Annotated in this window: 15 protein-coding genes; 2 read left to right on the top strand and 13 right to left on the bottom strand. The window is 69.1% G+C overall.

Annotated features, from left to right (window positions below; genetic code table 11):
* Window positions 1-20: 20 nt before the first annotated feature.
* From valS to G8760_RS27230, 3 genes are all read right to left on the bottom strand, one after another.
* Window positions 21-2,591 carry a valine--tRNA ligase gene (valS, locus tag G8760_RS27240; protein ID WP_166356000.1) on the bottom strand — a complete coding sequence of 857 codons (2,571 nt, stop codon included), beginning with the start codon at window positions 2,589-2,591 and terminating at the stop codon, window positions 21-23.
* Between the two features lie 221 nt (window positions 2,592-2,812).
* Window positions 2,813-4,510: a DUF885 domain-containing protein gene (locus G8760_RS27235; RefSeq protein WP_166355999.1), complete on the bottom strand. Its 1,698-nt coding sequence runs from the start codon at window positions 4,508-4,510 to the stop codon at window positions 2,813-2,815.
* Entirely contained in the window at window positions 4,507-6,231 is a 1,725-nt protein-coding gene (locus G8760_RS27230) for a DUF885 domain-containing protein (protein ID WP_166355998.1), read from the bottom strand. Before G8760_RS27230 ends, G8760_RS27235 begins: the two co-directional genes overlap by 4 nt.
* Before the next feature lie 398 nt (window positions 6,232-6,629).
* Here G8760_RS27230 and G8760_RS27225 point away from each other — a divergent pair, with 398 nt between their 5' ends.
* Window positions 6,630-6,836: a DUF2795 domain-containing protein gene (locus G8760_RS27225; protein ID WP_166355997.1), complete on the top strand. Its 207-nt coding sequence runs from the start codon at window positions 6,630-6,632 to the stop codon at window positions 6,834-6,836.
* Between the two features lie 21 nt (window positions 6,837-6,857).
* Here G8760_RS27225 and G8760_RS27220 read toward each other — a convergent pair whose 3' ends face one another.
* On the bottom strand, window positions 6,858-7,661 hold the full coding sequence (locus G8760_RS27220) for a CPBP family intramembrane glutamic endopeptidase (protein WP_343074464.1): 804 nt from the start codon (window positions 7,659-7,661) through the stop codon (window positions 6,858-6,860).
* Window positions 7,662-7,834: 173 nt separating this feature from the next.
* On the opposite strand from G8760_RS27220, the gene G8760_RS27215 reads away from it, so the two are divergent.
* Entirely contained in the window at window positions 7,835-8,269 is a 435-nt protein-coding gene (locus tag G8760_RS27215) for an NUDIX hydrolase (protein ID WP_166355995.1), read from the top strand.
* Window positions 8,270-8,316: 47 nt separating this feature from the next.
* On the opposite strand, the gene G8760_RS27210 is transcribed toward G8760_RS27215, so the two are convergent.
* The 9 genes from G8760_RS27210 to G8760_RS27170 form a co-directional block, all read right to left on the bottom strand.
* Window positions 8,317-9,750, bottom strand: coding sequence for an ATP-binding protein (locus G8760_RS27210; protein ID WP_166355994.1), 1,434 nt, complete (start codon window positions 9,748-9,750; stop codon window positions 8,317-8,319).
* Window positions 9,751-9,870: 120 nt separating this feature from the next.
* The gene (locus G8760_RS27205) at window positions 9,871-10,680 is read right to left on the bottom strand and encodes a 2-keto-4-pentenoate hydratase (protein ID WP_166355993.1); all 810 of its coding nucleotides are present in this window, start codon (window positions 10,678-10,680) and stop codon (window positions 9,871-9,873) included.
* A gap of 91 nt (window positions 10,681-10,771) precedes the next feature.
* Complete coding sequence (locus tag G8760_RS27200) at window positions 10,772-11,998, bottom strand: GNAT family N-acetyltransferase (protein ID WP_166355992.1); 1,227 nt, start codon at window positions 11,996-11,998, stop codon at window positions 10,772-10,774.
* Between the two features lie 869 nt (window positions 11,999-12,867).
* A complete protein-coding gene (locus G8760_RS30055; protein WP_425502399.1) occupies window positions 12,868-13,140 on the bottom strand; it encodes a mycothiol transferase in 273 nt (90 codons plus the stop codon).
* Window positions 13,141-13,329: 189 nt separating this feature from the next.
* Window positions 13,330-14,109: an MOSC domain-containing protein gene (locus G8760_RS27190; RefSeq protein WP_166355991.1), complete on the bottom strand. Its 780-nt coding sequence runs from the start codon at window positions 14,107-14,109 to the stop codon at window positions 13,330-13,332.
* 32 nt (window positions 14,110-14,141) lie between these two features.
* A complete protein-coding gene (locus tag G8760_RS27185) occupies window positions 14,142-14,741 on the bottom strand; it encodes an energy-coupling factor transporter transmembrane component T family protein (protein ID WP_166355990.1) in 600 nt (199 codons plus the stop codon).
* Entirely contained in the window at window positions 14,735-16,000 is a 1,266-nt protein-coding gene (locus tag G8760_RS27180; RefSeq protein WP_166355989.1) for a thiolase family protein, read from the bottom strand. Before G8760_RS27180 ends, G8760_RS27185 begins: the two co-directional genes overlap by 7 nt.
* Window positions 16,001-16,004: 4 nt before the next feature.
* Complete coding sequence (locus G8760_RS27175; protein ID WP_166355988.1) at window positions 16,005-17,471, bottom strand: class I adenylate-forming enzyme family protein; 1,467 nt, start codon at window positions 17,469-17,471, stop codon at window positions 16,005-16,007.
* 9 nt (window positions 17,472-17,480) lie between these two features.
* Window positions 17,481-18,122 carry a biotin transporter BioY gene (locus G8760_RS27170; RefSeq protein ID WP_166355987.1) on the bottom strand — a complete coding sequence of 214 codons (642 nt, stop codon included), beginning with the start codon at window positions 18,120-18,122 and terminating at the stop codon, window positions 17,481-17,483.
* Window positions 18,123-18,273: the final 151 nt, after the last annotated feature.

Genomic DNA, 18,273 nt, shown 5'->3' with positions numbered 1-18,273 from the left:
AGTGCCGACGAACCTGCGGTTCAGCCGGCGGCCATGACGACGATGCCGGTGTCCGCCGGTCCGGTCACCAGATCCAGCTCACCCACTCGCCCGGCCGCCGCGACGTCGTCGACGACCAGTCGCAGTAGCTCGGCATCGGCGGGTGCGGCTTGGATGACCAACCGGTCGAGTGGTGCCCCCACGGACAGCCGCCGCTCGTGCTTCACCGCACGGATGCGGCCCAATGCCTCGCTCGCAGCCGCGAAGATACCGGCGTCGGCCTGGCCGGCCAGCGCCATCAACTCCGCCGGCTCCGGCCAGGACGCGTGGTGGATCGAACCGTCCGAGCACCAGGACCACACCTCCTCGGTGACGAACGGCATGACCGGCGCCAGCAGCCTGAGCTGCACCGACAGCGCGGCACGTAGCGCGGTGCGGGCTCCGACCGCTGCCGGGTCACGGTGGTTGCCGTAAGCGCGGTTCTTCACCAGCTCCAAGTAGTCGTCACAGAAGGTCCAGAAGAACCGCTCGGTGACATCCAGGGCGTTGGTGTACTCGTAGGTGTCCATGGCAGCCGTGGCGGCGTGGACCACACCGGCCAACTCGACCAGCATCGCCTGATCGAGTGGTTCGAGCATCGTCGCCCCCGCGCCGTCATCGGTCGCGACGCCGTCCGGCGGTCCATCGTCCGGCAGGCGGAGCACGAACCGGCCGGTGTTGAGGACCTTGACCGCCAGGCGTCGCCCGACCTTCATCTGCGCCTCGTCGAACGGCGTGTCGCGGCCCGGCCGGGTGCCCGCCGCCCGCCAGCGCACCGCGTCGGCCCCGTACCGGTCGATGACACCCACCGGCGTGGTCGCGTTGCCGACGGACTTGCCCATCTTCTTCCGGTCCGAGTCGACGACGAAACCGGAGATGGCGGTCCGGCGCCATGGCAAGCTGCCGTGCTCCAGATGGGACCGCAGCACGCAGCTGAACAGCCACGTCCGGATGATCTCGTGGGCCTGGGCATGCAGATCCATCGGGAACGTCCGCGCGAACAGGTCGGGATCACGCTCCCAGCCGCACACGATCTGCGGCGTCAGTGACGATGTCGCCCACGTGTCCATGACGTCGGGGTCACCCACGAACCCACCGGGCCGCCCGCGCTGCTCCTCGACGTACCGGGGCGGCGCGTCGGAACTGGGATCGACCGGCAGGTCGTCCTCACTGGGGAGCAGCGGCTCGTCGTACATCGGCTCACCAGCGGCATCGAGCGGGTACCAGATGGGAATGGGCACACCGAAGTACCGCTGCCGGCTGATCAGCCAGTCTCCGGTGAGTCCGTCCACCCAGTGCTCGTAGCGGTGCCGCATGTGCTCGGGGACCCACATCAGCTCCCGGCCTCGCTCGATCATCCGGGTGCGCAGATCGGGGTCGCGTCCGCCGTTGCGCACGTACCACTGGCGACTGGTGACGATCTCCAGGGGCCGGTCGCCCTTCTCGTAGAACTTCACCGCGTGCTGGATCGGGTGTGGTTCGCCCACCAGCTCGCCGCTGGCACGCAGCATCTCCACGATCCGGCCTCGGGCGGAAGCCGCGGTGCGGCCGGCCAGCTCCCGATAGATCGCGGCGGGCACCCCATCCGGTGCGTCGGCCCGCAGCCGGCCATCTCGACCAACCACCGCCCGGGTCGGCAACGCCAGCTCCCGCCACCAGGTGACGTCGGTGGTGTCGCCGAACGTGCACACCATCACCGCACCCGTGCCCTTGTCCGGTTCGGCCAACCGGTGCGCCAGCACCGGCACGTCCACGCCGAACAGCGGGGTTCGCACGGTGGAGCCGTGCATGGCTGCGTAGCGTTCGTCGTCCGGATGCACCACCACCGCCACACACGCCGGCACGAGCTCGGGCCTGGTGGTATCCACCTGGATCGAGCGGCCATCCGGACCGGTGAACACCAGTCGGTGCGACGCCCCCGGCCGTTCGTGATCCACCAGCTCAGCCTGGGCGACCGCCGTCTGGAAGGTCACGTCCCACAGGGTCGGCGCTTCGGCCTGGTACGCCTCACCGCGGGCCACCTGGCGCAGGAAGGCACGCTGCGACGTGGTCCGCGCGGCCGCACCAATGGTGGTGTAGGTCAACGACCAGTCGACGGACAGACCTAGGCGCCGCCACAACTGCTCGAACGTCTGCTCGTCGCGAGCGGTGAGCCGTTCACACAACTCGATGAAGGTACGCCGCGACACCGGCCGTTGGTCCCTGGGCGGCACCGGGCGGGCACCCGGCTCCGGCTCGGCCACGGTGAACTCGGGGTCGTACGGTAGCGACGGATCACACCGCACGCCGTAGTGGTTCTGCACCCTGCGCTCCGTGGGCAGGCCGTTGTCGTCCCAGCCCATCGGGTAGAAGACCTGCCGCCCTCGCATGCGCTGGTAACGGGCGACGATGTCGGTGTGGGTATAGGAGAACACGTGCCCGACATGGAGGTCGCCGGACGCCGTTGGTGGTGGTGTGTTGATGGAGTAGACCTGATCGCGGGTCGCGGTGCGGTCGAAACCGTAGGTGTTGTTCTGCGCCCAACGGATGGGCCAGTGGGTGTCGAGACCGTCAAGGGTCGGTTTGTCGGGCATCGGACGGGGCATAGGTGGCTCCACTGATACTCATGCCGGCGGCCGGGGTCAACACAGCGAACCCGCCGGGGCCGGTGCGGATCTGGGGTGGTCGGGGCGGCGCTCAGTGGCGCACGGATACTCGCGCCCGGACGGAGCCGGTGCGGGTGCGAGTCACGAACCAACCAGAGGACATACCACCACCATACCGCCGCGCCCGGTGATCGTCGCCGGGGAGAGGGTCAGGCAGTGCCACCCGCCCAATCGGTCACCCGGCGCCGCAGCACCGGCAGGCTCACCGTCGCGGCGCCGAGCACGACGTCGTGGAACGCCTTGATGTCGAACCGAGCACCCAACGCCGTCCGCGCCTGCTCCCGCAACGTCAAGATCTCGCGCTGCCCGACCTTGTAGGACAGTGCCTGGCCCGGCATCCCGATGTAACGATCAACCTCGACCGCAACGGTGTCCGGCTCCAACGGCGCATACTCCGACATGAAGTCGATCGCCCGCTGGCGGGTCCATCCCCGGGCATGCAACCCGGTGTCGACCACCAGCCGGCACGCTCGCCACGCGTCGGAGGCCAGCATGCCTAGGCGGTCGAGATCGTCCTCGTACAGGCCCATCTCGTCGGCCAGCCGCTCGGCATACAGACCCCAGCCCTCGATGTAGGCATTGTGGCCGAGCGACAGCCGACGAAACGCCGGCAGATCGGACCGCTCCGCGGCGATCGCCAGCTGCAAGTGGTGCCCGGGAATCGCCTCGTGGTACGCCACCGACGCGGTCTGGGGACGGCTGCGTTCAGTGGGCTCACGCAGGTTGACGAAGTAGGTGCCGGGCCGGCTGCCGTCGGTGGCCGGTGGCATGTAGTACGCCGGGGGGACATCGGCAGCGAGGTAATCGGGCACCGCGACCAGCTCGCACGCCGCCTCCGGCACGATGCCGAACCAGGCACCCATCACCGCGGTCGCCTTGGCCAGGCAGCCCCGCGCGTCGTCGAGGATCTCGTCCGCGGTCTGGTACCGCAAGGCGGTGTCGGTCAGCAGCCGGTCGAAGATCTCGGCGACCTTCGGAGTGCCGAAGGCGCGCTCGCCCACCTCGGCGAACTCCGCAGGCAGCACTCGGGTCGCTTGGTCCAGACCGATCTCGTGCAACTCGTCGGCGGTCAGTGGCAGACCGGTGTGGTGGTGGATGAGCGCCTGGTAAAGCTCCGCCCCATCGGAAAGGTGCACCAAGCCTGGGTGGTCGTCATCCCGCGCCGCCGGGTAGAGCTCGGTGGTCAGGGCGTCACGGTAGCGGGCGAACGCCGGACGCAGCGTGTCCCGCACCGCGGCGGCCAGATCGGCGCGCCACGCCGCCTCGCCATCCCACGCGTCGGGCCCGGCCAGTGACACGAAAGGATCAGCGCCGAGGTCAGTGGCGAGATAACCCTCAACCTGGCTGCGCGACCGGGACACGACGATCCTCGCTGGGGTACGACCAGCGGCCAGCCCTTCTCGGTAACGCTGCGCCGCTTGGTCGAGATGCCGCGCGAACTCATCGATCCGGGCCAGCGCCATCCGGGCGTGGTCGGGTTCGGGTGCTTGCAACTGCCCGGCGCTCATGAGCAACTCCGCGTGGGCACCTTGCATTTGGTCGGACGTAAGTTCGGCGACCCGGAGATCGATGGCACGAATGGTGTCGTCCAGCTCCCCGATGAGCAGCTCGCGGGTGACCGTGTCGGTCTCGTCGAGACTGTCCGGGGCGATCGCGGCCGCGCGTTCGCGAAGTTGGGTCCACAAACGCCGTCGAGCCTGCTCAGCGTCGGCGGAGACGTCGTCGGCTCGATCGTCGAACCGATGGTCACCTAGCAGAGACGCATAAAGGGGGCGAGACTCGACCACAGCATCCCAGTACTCGTCGGCGATCGACTGGAGCGTGGTGCTGGTCTGGTCTGCTGTCATGGGCCCATCCTGCCAGCCTCCTTCGACTCCGCCAGCCATGAGGCCAGTCGACGACGCAATACCGGCAGGCTGACCGTCCCGGCGCCCACCACGACGTCGTGGAACGCCTTGACGTCGAAGCTGTCGGCCAGGGCCGCGCTCGCTTCTCGCCGGGCCGCCAGGATCTCCCTCTGCCCAACCTTGTAGGCCAGCGCCTGCGCCGGCATCCCGATGTAGCGGTCCACCTCGTCCGCTATGGTGCCCGGATCGAGCGGTACGTGGTCGGTCATGTAGTCGATCGCCTGCTGCCGTGTCCACCCAAGGGCGTGCAGACCGGTATCGACCACGAGGCGGCTGGCCCGCCAGACGTCGGCGCTGAGCATGCCGAGGCGGTCCAGGTCGTCTTCGTAGAGCCCCATCTCCTCGGCCAGCCGCTCGGCGTACAGGCCCCAGCCTTCAACGAACACCGTGTGGCTGAAGCTGAAACGCCGGAAAGCGGGAAGGTCGAACTGCTGCGCGGCGATCCCCAGCTGGAGGTGATGGCCAGGTATCGCCTCGTGGTAGGCGGTGAACGCACCCAGGAAGCGGCCGGTCCGCTGCGGGTTCCACAGATTGACGTAATACTCCCCGGGCCGGCTGCCATCAGCTGCCGGTGGCCAGTAATAGGAAGGAGGGGCGTCGGAGAGGTAGAACGGGGTTCGGCGGACGGCGCAGGGCGCTTCGGGGCGGATCCCGAACCAGTCGGCGACGGCGGCGGACGCCCTATCCACATAGTCACGGGCTCGGTCGAGGATCTCGCCGCCGGTCTGGAACCGTAGTGAGGGGTCATGCCGGAGCCGCTTGAGGATCTCCGGCAGCTGCCCCGTGCCCACCGCGCGAGCACCGATCTCGACCAGCTCGCCCGACACGATCCGGCTGACCTCATCGAGCCCGGCCGCGTGGAGCTCTTCCGGAGAGATCGACAGGCCGGTGTGGTGCCGGACCAGAGCCTGATAGATCTCCTCACCGTCGGCCAGGTGCACCAGGCCGGGTTGTCGATCCGGGCGGGCTACCGGTTGCAGGTGCTGGGCCAGGGCTTCGCGGTACATCGCGAACGCGGGACGCAACCGATCCCGGACCACCTGGAACATGTCGCGCTGCCAGGCAGGAGTGTGCCGCCAGTCGTCCGGCCCGGGGAGGTTGGCGAAGGGGTCGCTGCTCAATGGTGTCGCCAGGTAGTCGTCGATCTGGCGGCAGCTGCGCACGATGCTGGCCTGGGCCGGGGTCCGGCCGGCCGCTATCCCCGCGCGGAACCGGTCGACGGCCTGCCGCAACATCGTCGCCATCGAGTCGATCCGCAGCACAGCGTGAAACGCGTCCTCCGGATCCGGCGCCCGCAGCCGGCCGGCCGCGTGCAGCAACTCGGCATGGGCGCCTTGTGTTTGGTCCCAGGTGAGCTCGACCAGACGCAGGTCGATCCAGCCGACAGCCCGGTCGAGCTCGGCCAACAGCAGGTCACGGGTGTCGCGCCGGGTGGCATCCAACCCGCTCCGGTCGATAGCCGACACCCGGGCACGTAGATCGAGCCAGTGCCGGCGAAGCTCCTGATCGGCGTCGACGCTGCGATCGGCCACCCGTAGGTCGTGGCGATGGTCGCCGAGCAGAGATGCCACGAGTGGCTCGGCGTCGAGGTAGGCCTCCCAGTACTCCCCAGCGAGGGCATCGATGGCGCTTGCGTCAGCGATGGGCTCGTTCGAGGTCATACAGACCATCCTGCCCATCCACCCACCGAAGTGATCAAGTCATCGATGAGACCGTTCTCATCCTGTGCTCATCGGTGGCCCATATCGGCCGGGCACGATGCCCTCAGGTCTCCGCTGAGCCAGCCGGCGACAGATGCCGGCGGCGCTCTTCTGTGCGGTCCCGACGCCGAGGTGTCGCTGGCCGCCGCCTGTTACCCGGAGCCAGCGGCACTACCGGTCCCCCGCTGCCTCGGTTGGAGCGTCGACGGCATCCTCGCGCCGTCCGTGCACATCCTCTGCCAGATTTGGCCAAAAGGGCAGCGCACGCTGATTCGCCGGCGTAGAGTGCGCGACGGCGCTTGGGTGGCACGCCCCGCGCCATCACGATCACACTCCCATCTCGCCAACCGGAGACCCCCGTGAACGTCACCCGAATCGAGATCGCCGACCTCGTCGAAGACGCCTTCGGCCGACGGCCGGCCACGAAGGCCGAACTCCTGGACCGTGCCAACGCCAATCACGCCCGCAGCGAGGTCCTCGCCACCCTCGACCGCCTGCCGGACGTAGACTTCCGCACGCTTCGCGACCTGTGGCCACACCTGTCGAGCATCCCCGTCGGCGACTGATGCTGCTGACGCCCGGCGCGGTTACGAAGACACGCCGAGTTGCTCGCCGAATAGTTCGTAGCCGACGAAGGACACGACGTCGATGATGGTGTGCGCGATCACCAGGGGCATCACGCGCCCGGTTCGGTGATACCACCAACCGAACACCACACCCATGGCGACGTTGCCCAGGGCCATGCCGTAGCCCTGGTACAGGTGATACGAGCCACGCAAGACCGCGCTAGCCGCGATCATGGCCGGCACCTGCCAGCCCAGCTGACGCAGCCGGGTCATGAGATACCCAACCGCCACTACCTCTTCCAGTAGGGCGTTCTTGAGCGCGGCCAGGATCAGTATCGGGACCGTCCACCAGTGGTCGTTGAGGCCGCTCGGGGAGATGCTGACGTTCCAGTCCAGTGCAAGGCCCAGCGCATAGACGCCAAGGCCGGGTATACCGATGACGGCGGCCAGTCCGGCGCCGATAACCACGTCCCGCCAGGGTCGGCTGAGCTCCAGCCCGATCCGGCGCAGCGCCGACTGACCCGGCTCGGACAGGAGGAACAACGCCAGGGCCACCGGCACCAGCGCGAACCCGATGCCGAGCAGCTGGTAGGTCAGGTCTAGATACTCGCGCTCATGCCGCGAGGTGTTCATCGTGGCCCGTTGCTGGGACAGCCGCTCCTCTCGGGTCAACCGATCCACGAGCCGGACCATCGCGTACACGCCGGACTGGCCGAGCGACAGGCCCAGCACGATCCACACCTCAACACCCAGCCGGCGCCGGGATCGGCCCGCCGGCTGGGTCTGGGCCGGTTCGGGGGAATCCGATCCGGCAGCGCGAGTCACCACCCTTCGAGGGTAGTCACCCGCCCCGCCGGAGAAACCTGGACCGGGCCGCGACCATCGAAGGCGATGGTTGCACCGCCCCGGGACTCCCATGGGGTGCGGGCCGATGCGCGGCCGCGCTTCGCCGACGGCGGGGGTGTGGGCGATGATGTGAGAGTGACGAGGCAGGCGATATGAGCAATCGGGCACGTGACGTGGTCCGGGCAGCCGGCGGCGTGGTCTGGCGGGATGCCGATCCGGGTGTGGAGATCGTCGTCGTTCACCGGCCCAAGTACGACGACTGGTCGCTGCCGAAAGGCAAGCTCGACCCGGGCGAAACATGGGAGGAAGCCGCCGTCCGGGAGGTCCTCGAGGAGACGGGGTTGCAGGTGACGTTGGGCCCGTTCGTCGACCAGGTCGAATACTCCGACCGGGGTCGCAACGGGAAGCGGCCCGCGCGGCCGAAAGTGGTCCGGTTCTGGTCGATGCAGGCCCTCGGTGGCACATTCGTCCCGCACGACGAGGTCGACGAGCTGCGCTGGCTGCGCCCCGAGGATGCCTTCGAGCTCCTGACGCACCCGTTGGACCATGCCACGGTGCGTCGCTTCGTCGATCTCGACGCGGTCTAGCGAGCCTAGTGTCCCCCGCCCGAGCTCCGCTGATCTGACGGTCCGGGTCAGGGCCGCCAGGCGGCCACCAGATCGTCGGCGTAGAAGGTGGCGTCGACCCCAACGACCTCAGTGGGTTCACGCGACACAACGATCATCGGTGTGTACAACTCGGCGCCCGGAATCCGCTCTCGCGCCTCGGCCAACGCTGCTACCCGCATCGGGTCGAACCCTCCGGAGTTCTCCCAATGGACGGCGCCCACGAGGCCTATCCGGTTCGCTGTTGGTGCGTGGTCGGCGCCGACGAGGTCGACGACAACACTGTTGGACCTGGTCCAGTAACCCCCGATCACCGTGGCCGACCCATGGTCGAGCCACGGGGCATCGAGCCGTCGCAGCAGCCGGTCGAGCGAGGCCCGCACCAGCGGCCGGATAGCCCAGGCCCGCCACGCCGGCCACGCCGCCTGGATCCGGCGCAGCGTCAGGTCACTCCGGTCACGTTCGATCTCCCCGAGATACGGCATAACGAAGCGCAACCAGAAGCCGAAGTAGGAGTCCGCGATGCGATAGCGGCTTTCCCTCGACGGCCAGGTGGACAGGGGCCGATCACCGACGGCGACACCTTTGCGGGTGAGGATCTCCAGTGACCGGTTGAACGTCATACGGTTCACGTCGGCGGCCCGAAGGATCGCGGTGAAACTGCCCTCACCGGTGGCGATGGCCGGGAGCATGATCCGGCCGTGGGCCTCGTCCGGCACATCGACGCCCATCAACGTCTGTCCGGACGACACGAGCGGGGTGGCCGGGTTGACCAGACCAGAGCGAAGGAAGCTCGTCAGCTTGCGGCCGGGCCGCCATTCACGGCACAACAGCGGCATACCACCCGTCACGAGCCGGGCCTCCAACGCCTCGGACGCGGTGAGGCCCGTCATGTCTTGGACGTCAGCTGGCGACAACGGGTCGACCGCCAACTGGCGAGCATTCTGCCGCAGGCGCTGTCCGGGCCGCCTCTGCTCGCCAGCTCTCAGCAGGTCGGAACCCACCAGCAGCAAAAGAACCGGTTTGGCGGCCATCACCTCGTCCCACACCGCCAGCAGACTCGGCTCCACATTGTCGACCCGTTCGATCAGATGGGAAAACTCGTCGATGACCACGATGCTCGGCCGGTCCGTCGGCAACACGTCAGCCAACGTCCGGAACGCCGTGTCCCAGGTCGAGGGTTGCTGCTCGGCACTGCCGTCGGCGAGACCGGAGATGGTGATCGCCTCGACCAGGTTCGCCAGTTCCTGCACGGGAGAGATACCGGCGGCGGTGAAGAAGACACTCGGAGCATGCGCACGCTCGATGAACTCCTGCACCAGCCGGGTTTTGCCGGAGCGCCGGCGCCCGCCGATGACAACACAGCGCCCAGGGCGATCACCACCACCGACTTGGACCGCGGCGAACTCCTCGGCCAATACGCCGAGTTCCCTGGTCCGCCCCACGAAGTCCGAGCGCCCCATCGGCACGACCTCCCAGTCGACGACGAGGGTGAAGGTATCATGCGAGACGCTGACGCCTTGCTCGGGTGATCACTTCCCCGCCGGCGACCGACGACCCCGGCCAACCCCGCTATGGGTGTGTCACTCGAAGTGCGCGTGGACGGTGCCCAGACCGGTGAACTCCACGGTGACGACATCGCCGGCCCGCACGTCGACCACCGGCCCCAGGGCTCCGGTGAGCACCACCTCACCGGCCTGGAGCGGATCGCCGAGCTTGTCGGCGGCCGCGGCCAGCCACGCCAGCGCATTCATCGGGTGCCCGAGGGTGGCCGCACCACGTCCGGTGGACTCTTCGACTCCGTTGCGGCTCAGCGTCATCTCGACGGCGGCCAGGTCCAGCCCGTCGGGCGGCGACAACTCCGCACCGAGAACGGCTAGGCCCGACGAGGCGTTGTCGGCGACGGTGTCTACAAAGGTGATGTCCCAGCCGGCGATCCGGCTGTCGACCACCTCGATGGCCAGCCGGATACCGGAGACGGCGGCGGCCGCCTGTTCAGCGGTGACCTGCCCTCCGCTTAAGTCCTGGCCCAGGACCAGGGCGATCTCGGCCTCGGCGCGTGGCTGGAGCAGCCCACGAAACGGCACCTGTGCACCACTGGTGAACACCATGGTGTCGAGGATGGTGCCGTAGTCGGGCTGATCTACCCCGAGCTGACGTTGAACGGCGGGGTTCGTCAGCCCGACCTTGCGGCCGCATCGCCGGGCGCCGGCGGACAAGGCGGCGTCGATGTTGAGCCTCTGCACGGCGTACGCGCCGGCGAGGTCACCGGCGTCGATGAGATCGCGGACCGGCTGACAGGGCACACCCGACACGGCTGCCTCACGCAACCGGCGAGCGGCCTGCTCGATGCGGCTAGGGGTGTTGGGGTGATGGTCGTCGTTGCTAGGCACGCCAACAGCCTAGGTCCCTGACCGCCTGGCCACACCCCCCGATTCGCGGACCGGAATCTGGCGCTCCGCTGGCCGGGTGGGTGTCATTGGATCAGAAGATCTCGACAGCGGTGGGTGCGCAGTGCCATCCGAACGCGACGCTCGTCGACGCCAAGACACCGGGCTGGTGCTGGTCCACCCGGCCGGCGTCCGCCAACGACGTCAGCGATGTGCCGCCCAGGTACGCCGCCCCCAGGGTGGCTACGTCGAGTGAGAGCGCCGGTTCGGCGTCCGTTGGTTTGCAGGTGGCCGACGTCGCGTCGCCCACGAGGTGCCACCGGCCGGAGTTGCCGGACAGCAAAGGGTCTCCGATCTCCAGGACGACGTCGACCGGTGCGGCGTAGCACCGGGCAGCTAGTGCCGTAGGGACATCTACCACCCGGACCCACAGAGCGGTGCTCGTCTCGACACCCACGGCCTCGGCATTGGTGACGAGATGCGGGAGTGGCTCGTCGACGGCGGCGAAATGATAGGTGACCGTCCTGGTGAGGTCGATCTCCAGCAGGAACCGCCAGAGTGCCGCGTAGGCCTGGGAGGTACCCGCGATGAACTCGGATACGTGCACTCGACCCGCCGGTCCGGTCGCGTTACGTTCCGACTTCACCCGCCACAGCGCGTAACCCTGAAGGTGCCCGTCATCCTCGTACACGACGCATCGCCGGGCGCTCATGCCGTCGCGCCTCGACTCAGGGTCGAGCACGAGGTACTCCCACCAGCGACCCGGCCGGTTGGACATACCCGGCCGGTCCAGCCGGACCCGCTCGAAGAGGTCGGCCAGCTGGTCTCGGACATCCTCTATCGGCACCATCCGCAACCGGCCAGCCGGCGTCTGCCCAGGGACCGACGTCTCAGCGGTGGCAATCGAGTAGCTGACGTGTGACGAAGCCAGTCCGTACCCATAACGACCGTAGATGCCGCTCTCGCTGGCCCACAACGCGGCGATCGGCTCGACGCCCCGGTCGCGTATCTGGCCGAGTTGGGTCTCCATGAGGCGGCGCAGCAGACCACGGCGGCGATGCGTCGGGGCGACACCAACCGCCGTCACATGGGCGGCTGGTAGAGAGGCGCCGGGCACAGACATCTCCCGCGACAAAATGGCCGCCGTGCCGACCAGTTGCTCCCCGTCAGTGGCCACCAACGAACGCTCGGGTTCGTTGACCATCTGGCGTCGGTCGGAGATGGCTTGGTCGAAGTCCGACAGGAAGAGGCCGGCGAGAAGTTCGGACCGGGCCCGGCTATCCGCGGCCGTGCCCACCCGCACGTCGAGTTCAGGGTTCATGACATCCTGTCTAGCCGACCGGCGCTGGACAAGCCAACAGGTTAGGGGCGCCCCGGCGCCGTGCCGCGCCCCAACCCCACCCCAACCCCACCCCGCCCACAGGTAGATCCGCACCTGATCTCCGTTATGTCACCTGATCATTTCCACGGGGACGATCAGGTGTGCGGACGGCGGTGGGCGGCGCCGTTGGTGCATCTGATCGCGTCTCACGATGCGGATGCTCGGCGATCAGATGCGGGACAAACGTGTGCGATAGCAAGACACGCATCTGATCGTCAGGGCGTCCACCGCGCCGTGTCTGCTCACCATCTGTTGACGTGTATCACCATCGGCGCGTGACGCTGCCACCCTCAGCGCTGGCTGCAACAAGGTTCCTTACGGCACGCCGCCATATGCAGTAAGCCTCCTTGTTGTCGCCCCAGCGACAGTAAGCGTCCTTATGCCCAGGCGGAGGCCGCAGTAAGCCTCCTTGTTGTGGCGACGACATGGTTCATGCCGCCCTGCCCCGCACTCCGCTACCGCCAGATGGTGTTAGGGCCCCGATTCGGGCTTTAACGCCATCTGGCGGTAGCGAAGTGCGCAATGTCGCACCGGGACCCAACACTCATCCAGCCCAACACCGCCACCGCGCGGCTCTGGCCATCGTCAACACACCTGAACGGGTGACGGGCCGTCGCGCTGGCTGCAACAAGGTTCCTTACGGCACGCCGCCATATGCAGTAAGCCTCCTTGTTGTCGCCCCAGCGACAGTAAGCGTCCTTATGCCCAGGCGGAGGCCGCAGTAAGCCTCCTTGTTGTGGCGACGACAAGGTTCATGCCGCCCTACCCCGGACTCCGCTACCACCAGATGGCGGCGCACCATCCGGCTATCAACCGTCGAAGCCGGTCGAACCGTCGATCTGCTCACGGAGAATGTCGACATGACCGGCATGCCGCGCGGTCTCCTCGATCATGTGCACGTACACCCAGCCCAACGAGACCCAGCCCATCCGTGGATGCGGCGCCGTGTCGTCAAGGGTCAGCCCAGCGGCGACCTGCCGGGATTGCCCGCACGCACGTCGGTAATCGTCGATTATCCCCTCGACGGTAGTTCCGGGACCGACGATCCAGCCGTCGGATGGGTGCCTGTTCATCATCTCCACCGGGCACGCCGCCGTGTGCAGTAAGCCTCCTTGTTGTCGTGGCGACGGCACGGTTTCCCTTACGGCGAGGACCACGCCGCCCTGCCCCGCACTCCGCTACCGCCAGATGGCGTTAAGGGCCGGATTCGGGCTTGAACGCCATCTGGCGGTAGCGGAGTGCGCGACGTCGCACAGGGATCGGGTCTGACGTCAGCCCTTGGGCTGGGCTGGCAGAAGCACCACCTCATCGCCCACGGTGATCCGCGCCGGCACCTCCACTCTGCCGGCCACCCCGAATACGATCTCGCCCCCGAACCGGCGGTCGCTGGCCAGGGCCGCGAGTACACGTGCGTCGAATCCGCCCGCCCCCGGCCGCCGGTCGACCACGGCGCAGCGCGGCAGGTGTTCGTCGATGCTGATCACGGCGCTACCGATCCGCAGCCTGGATCCGACCCACGCGTCTTCGACGAACGGCGCATCTTCGCCGGTGTCGACGACGATCGTCGCGCGGAATCTCGCCCCGTCGTCCACCGGACGGCCGAGCCGGTGTGCCAACTCGGCCAGCGCCGACGACGTCACCAGCGACACGGGGCCGGCCCACACCGGCCGGGCGGCACCACGCACCCGGCACAGCCGGACCGGCCGGCCGAAGTAGCGGCTCAGCAGCTCCGTCCACGGTCCAGGTACGGCCACCAGCGCCAGTTCGCGGTCCCAGTAGTAGCCGACCAGCCCGGGCGCGGGTGTCGCCGCCGGGACTTCGTCGGTGACATCGCCGATCGGCGTGCTGATCATGAGCACCGGGGGTTTCCAGACGGCGTGGCACGCCATCGCCATGTCGTCTTCGACGGTACGCAATACCCGCCCGGTGGCAGCCTCGACGACGCAGAACTCGCGATCGTACCGGGGCCCGGCGGCGTCCAAGTCGAGCTGTGCGAACGACGTATGTGTCATCCCTTTGACGGGCGTCAGGCCGAGCCTGGCCACATACATGTGTATACCTCCGATTGTTGCCGCGTGATCGGTCAGTCGTCCATACCGCGGGCCTGCAGGGCCTCGCCCAGGGTGTCCGCGTGTCGCAGCACCCCCACCACCAGGGGCACGGCGAACGCGCGGATGCTGCGTTCCTGGCCGCGGGCGCGCTGCGCGTCCCGGACCCGCCGGGCGATCCCGGCGACGACGGGCACACTCCGGATGGCCAGCGACATCAACAGCGCGACCCGTGCCGGGTCGACGCCGAGCCGGCGCAGCGGTCGGAGGGCCCGTTCCATGGCGGCCATCAGGTCGGTTGTCCTGGTGGTCAACGTGACCAGCCCGGCGAGGGCCACTGCCAGGACGATGCGGGCGGTGAGCGAGATCGCCGCGGGCACATCAGTGATCAGCAGTTGGACGGTGAGAATGGCGGCGACGAACCAGCGCAGCGGACGTACCTGCGCCCATGCCTCCGCCGGACGGATCCGGCCAACCACATAGAGACCGGCGACGGCCGCCGTGGCGACCCCTACCCCGGCGGGGGTGCGCACCATCAGCAGGCCGGTGCACGCGACGGCCAGCGCCGCCAGCTTTCCTCCGGCGGGCAGGTGGTGCAGCGGCGACGGGCGCGCGACGTAGGCGCCGGTCAACATCCGACGACCTCGAAGAGCGCCGCTACGCCTAGCCCCCCGCCGACGGCCGCGGTGGCCAGGCCGAGGGTGCCGGTCGGCGCGCCCCCGCGGACCAGCCGGCTGAACAATCGGACCACTACGACGGCGCCGGTGGCGCCCCACGGGTGGCCGAGAGCCAGGGCGCCTCCGTCCGCGCACACGACGTCGCCGTGCCGGTCGAGTGGATCGAGCCCCAGCGCGTCGGTGACGGCCAGCACTTGGCCGGCGAACGCTTCGACGATCTCGACGGCGGCTACGTCGGTGATGCTGACGCCGGCGGCGGCGAGGACACGTTCGACGGCGGGTACCGGCCCCCAGCCGGGCCAGCGTGGGTCACACCCGACCACGGCTCCGGCCACCAGGCGCAGACCGGGGATCCCGGCGCGGACCCGGGCCGCCTCGGTGACGATTCCCACGGCTGCCGCACCGTCGCTGATCGGGCAGGAGTTGCCGGCGGTGACCGTCCCGCCGGGGACGAATGCCGCCGGCATCCGAGCGAGGGTCGCGGTTCGTAGTGTCCGTGGGCGTTCGTCCTGGGTGAGCCCGGCGACGACCACCGTTTCGGCCGTGAACCGGCCGTTGGATCGCGCGGCGCGGGCCTTGGCATGGCTGGCGACGGCGTAGGCGTCCTGACGTTCGCGGTTCACCCCGCACACGGAGGCCAGCGCGTCGGCGGCCTCCCCCATACCGGGGTCACCGAATTCCGGTGGGGTGAACGCGGCGCGGTTGTACGGCGTGGGCGCCGCGTCCGGTTCGGATCCGCGGTGTGCGCGCAGCGGAGCCGTCGACGCACTCTCGGCACCACCGGCGACGACCACCTGGGCCGCGCCGCTCTGGACCGACTGGGCGGCCTGCAGAATAGCCGCCAGGCCGCTGCCACACTGGCGGTCTACAGTGCCTCCGGGAACGTCGACGCCGAGTCCCGCCCGTAGTGCGCTGACCCGGGCGATGTTGCCTCCGGGCCCCATGCAGTTGCCTAGTACTACGTCGTCGACCCGGATCCACCGCGCCAATTCGCCCCGCGCCAGTTCATTGGCCGGCTCGATCCCCAACGGGTCCGGAATCGTCCGCGACGCGGAGGCACTCACCGGCGCCGCCGCTCCGGCCGCGTCGAGATCGCCGGCCACGGCAGCGAGCACTGGGGCCGCTAAAGCGTCGACCGGCACGTCGGACAGGGCCCGTCCAGCCGTACCAATGGCGGTGCGCCGGGCGGCGACGACAACGGGGGTCAGGGCGTCCATGCCGTCACCGCACCGGCCGCACGCCGAGGCCGCCGCGGAGGAGCCCTTCGGTGATCGCGGCGCGTGCGGGTTTCCCGGAGCCGGTGCGCGGCAGCTGATCGATCTCGAACCAGCGCCGGGGCCGTTGGGCCGGCATCAGGCCGCGGCGAGCCGCCGATTCCAGCGCTACCCGTGGTACCGACTCCGCGCCAGTCTCGATGACGGCGGTGACGACGGCGCCCAATCGGTGGTGTGGCGTGCCGACGACAACAACCCCGTTGACCCCCGGGACACCGGCCAGCACCACCTCGACATCTTCGGGTACCACGGTTGCGCCGCCGGTGAGGACAGCTCCGTCACCCCGTCCACGCAGGCGCAGCGGCGCACCGGGAGCGCCGATCTCGGCCAGGTCGCCAACGGACACCCAACCAGTGCCGTCGCTGCGGAACGGGCCCCGGGCGCCAGCCAGGTAATCGTGTGCCACCCACGGGGAACGTACCCATACCTCGCCGAGGTCGGTCCCGCCGGGTACCGGGCGGATGTCGATCTCCACCTGATCGAACGGGCGTAGTCCGGAACCGTCGGGGTCCACGGCGACGAACGACAGTTCTACGGCGCCGTAGTACTCGACGACGTCGACGCCACCGCGGGCGGCCCGTTCTCGCAGTCCGGCAGGTAGTCCGGCGCCACCGACGACGGCGGTACGCAGCCGACCCGGACCGGACACCTCCAGGTCGTCGAGCAGCACACCGAGCTGATGCGGGACGACGTGGACGAGGTCGACGTGCGGCAGGTGCGGGCGGATCAGCCGGCCGGACCACCGGCCGGTCAGCACTACCGTGCAGCCCTCGGCCAACCCATGCAGGGCGGCGAAGCAGTACAGCGACGACGCCAGGGGGCCGGGCACGAGGACGGTGTCGACGCCGCCGTTCAGCCCGGTGAGCTTGGCGGCCGCGCCGAACGACGCGGTCCACGAGGCACGCGTCCGGACGATGGCCCGGGGCCGCCCGGTGCTGCCGGAGCTGAAACCCGCCCAGGCGTGGTCGTCAGGGGCAGCTGGTCCGACCCGGTCGGTGAAGCGGCCGAGCCCCTGGGCGGCTAGCCGGGCCAACGTGTCCAGCTCCGGGCCGCGTCGGGTATCGGTATCGGACGGCTGAGAGGTCGCCGCAATCGGCCACCCGTCGATGTGAACATCGGGGGCGACGGCGCCGAGGACGGCGCTGCGCTGCTCGACACCCCACGACGGGTCACACACCAGGGGTATCGCCCGGATCAGGTCGGTGGCTAGTAGCGCGGCCAGGTACTGTGCCGGGTCTGGAAGATCGATGGCGACCACGCTCCGGGGCCGCACGCCCCGCGTCCACAGCGCGTCGGCCGCGGTGACGACGTCAGCCCCCAGGGAGGCGAACGTGTGATCCGCCGCGGGCGTGCGCACGGCGACCGATCCGGGACGACGGGCAGCATGATCAAGGACGTCTCTTGCTACGGGCACGGAGGCAACCTACCTGGGGCCGTGAACGGGAAGCCCGCTGTCACCAGCCTGCCGGGCCCGGCGGACCGCAGGTGACGCCTCGGGGTAGGCCCGCTGCACTCCCTTGACAACGACGGCCGCGAGCACCGACTTGATGGCGTCCCCCGGCACGAAGGCCAGCGACAACTTCGCGGTGGTGGCCAGCGGTACTCCGGTGACCAGAGCTTGGATCGGGACCCCGATGAGCAGAATGAGTGCCGAGCCGAGCAGACAGGCGGACAACACCCAGTGCAGTCCGGGGCGGCGGCCGCCCCGTTCGATGATCCAGCCGACGACGAACGCCCCGACCACCCAGCCGATCAGATACCCGACCGACGGCCCGGCGAAGACCCCCAGGCCACCGCGCCCGCCGGCCAGCAGCGGAAGACCGGCCGCGACGAGAGCAAGCAGAACGATGACGGCCAGCGGGCCGCGCCAGGCACCCAGGATGGCTCCCGCCAGAAGAACCCCGAGCGTCTGGAGGGTGATCGGCACCGCGTTGCCGAACAGGCTGAACGATCCGGGCAGGCCGAGCACCGCGATCAGGGCGGCGAACATGGCCACCCGCGCCATGTCGGCAGCGGACAACCTGCGCCGAAGACGTGCCGCTGCGCTGTGATCGGGTTCGGTCATCGAGATCCTCCAACTCGACCGGCTGGGCCGGCGCACCGGCCCGAAAGGCATCGGAGCCGCGGTCGTTTCCGCGATCCCTGCTCACCACGATGTCGGACTGGTCGCTCCTGCGCAGCCACGTTTTACACCAGTCAGGATCGGCGTAATTAGG

It is taken from the genome of Phytoactinopolyspora limicola, assembly GCF_011320225.1.
GTDB classification, from domain to species: Bacteria; Actinomycetota; Actinomycetes; order Jiangellales; family Jiangellaceae; genus Phytoactinopolyspora; species Phytoactinopolyspora limicola.
Note: the sequence above shows the minus strand (reverse complement) of the source record. Positions and strands in the feature narration are given on the sequence as shown.

Coding starts and splice junctions, on each gene's coding strand:
- G8760_RS27190 (WP_166355991.1), bottom strand. CDS start 14,109: ATGTATGTGGCCAGGCTCGGCCTGACGCCCGTCAAAGGGATGACACAT.
- valS (WP_166356000.1), bottom strand. CDS start 2,591: ATGCCCGACAAACCGACCCTTGACGGTCTCGACACCCACTGGCCCATC.
- G8760_RS27200 (WP_166355992.1), bottom strand. CDS start 11,998: ATGAACCCTGAACTCGACGTGCGGGTGGGCACGGCCGCGGATAGCCGG.
- G8760_RS27180 (WP_166355989.1), bottom strand. CDS start 16,000: ATGGACGCCCTGACCCCCGTTGTCGTCGCCGCCCGGCGCACCGCCATT.
- G8760_RS27235 (WP_166355999.1), bottom strand. CDS start 4,510: ATGACAGCAGACCAGACCAGCACCACGCTCCAGTCGATCGCCGACGAG.
- G8760_RS27185 (WP_166355990.1), bottom strand. CDS start 14,741: ATGTTGACCGGCGCCTACGTCGCGCGCCCGTCGCCGCTGCACCACCTG.
- G8760_RS27230 (WP_166355998.1), bottom strand. CDS start 6,231: ATGACCTCGAACGAGCCCATCGCTGACGCAAGCGCCATCGATGCCCTC.
- G8760_RS27210 (WP_166355994.1), bottom strand. CDS start 9,750: ATGGGGCGCTCGGACTTCGTGGGGCGGACCAGGGAACTCGGCGTATTG.
- G8760_RS27215 (WP_166355995.1), top strand. CDS start 7,835: ATGAGCAATCGGGCACGTGACGTGGTCCGGGCAGCCGGCGGCGTGGTC.
- G8760_RS27170 (WP_166355987.1), bottom strand. CDS start 18,122: ATGACCGAACCCGATCACAGCGCAGCGGCACGTCTTCGGCGCAGGTTG.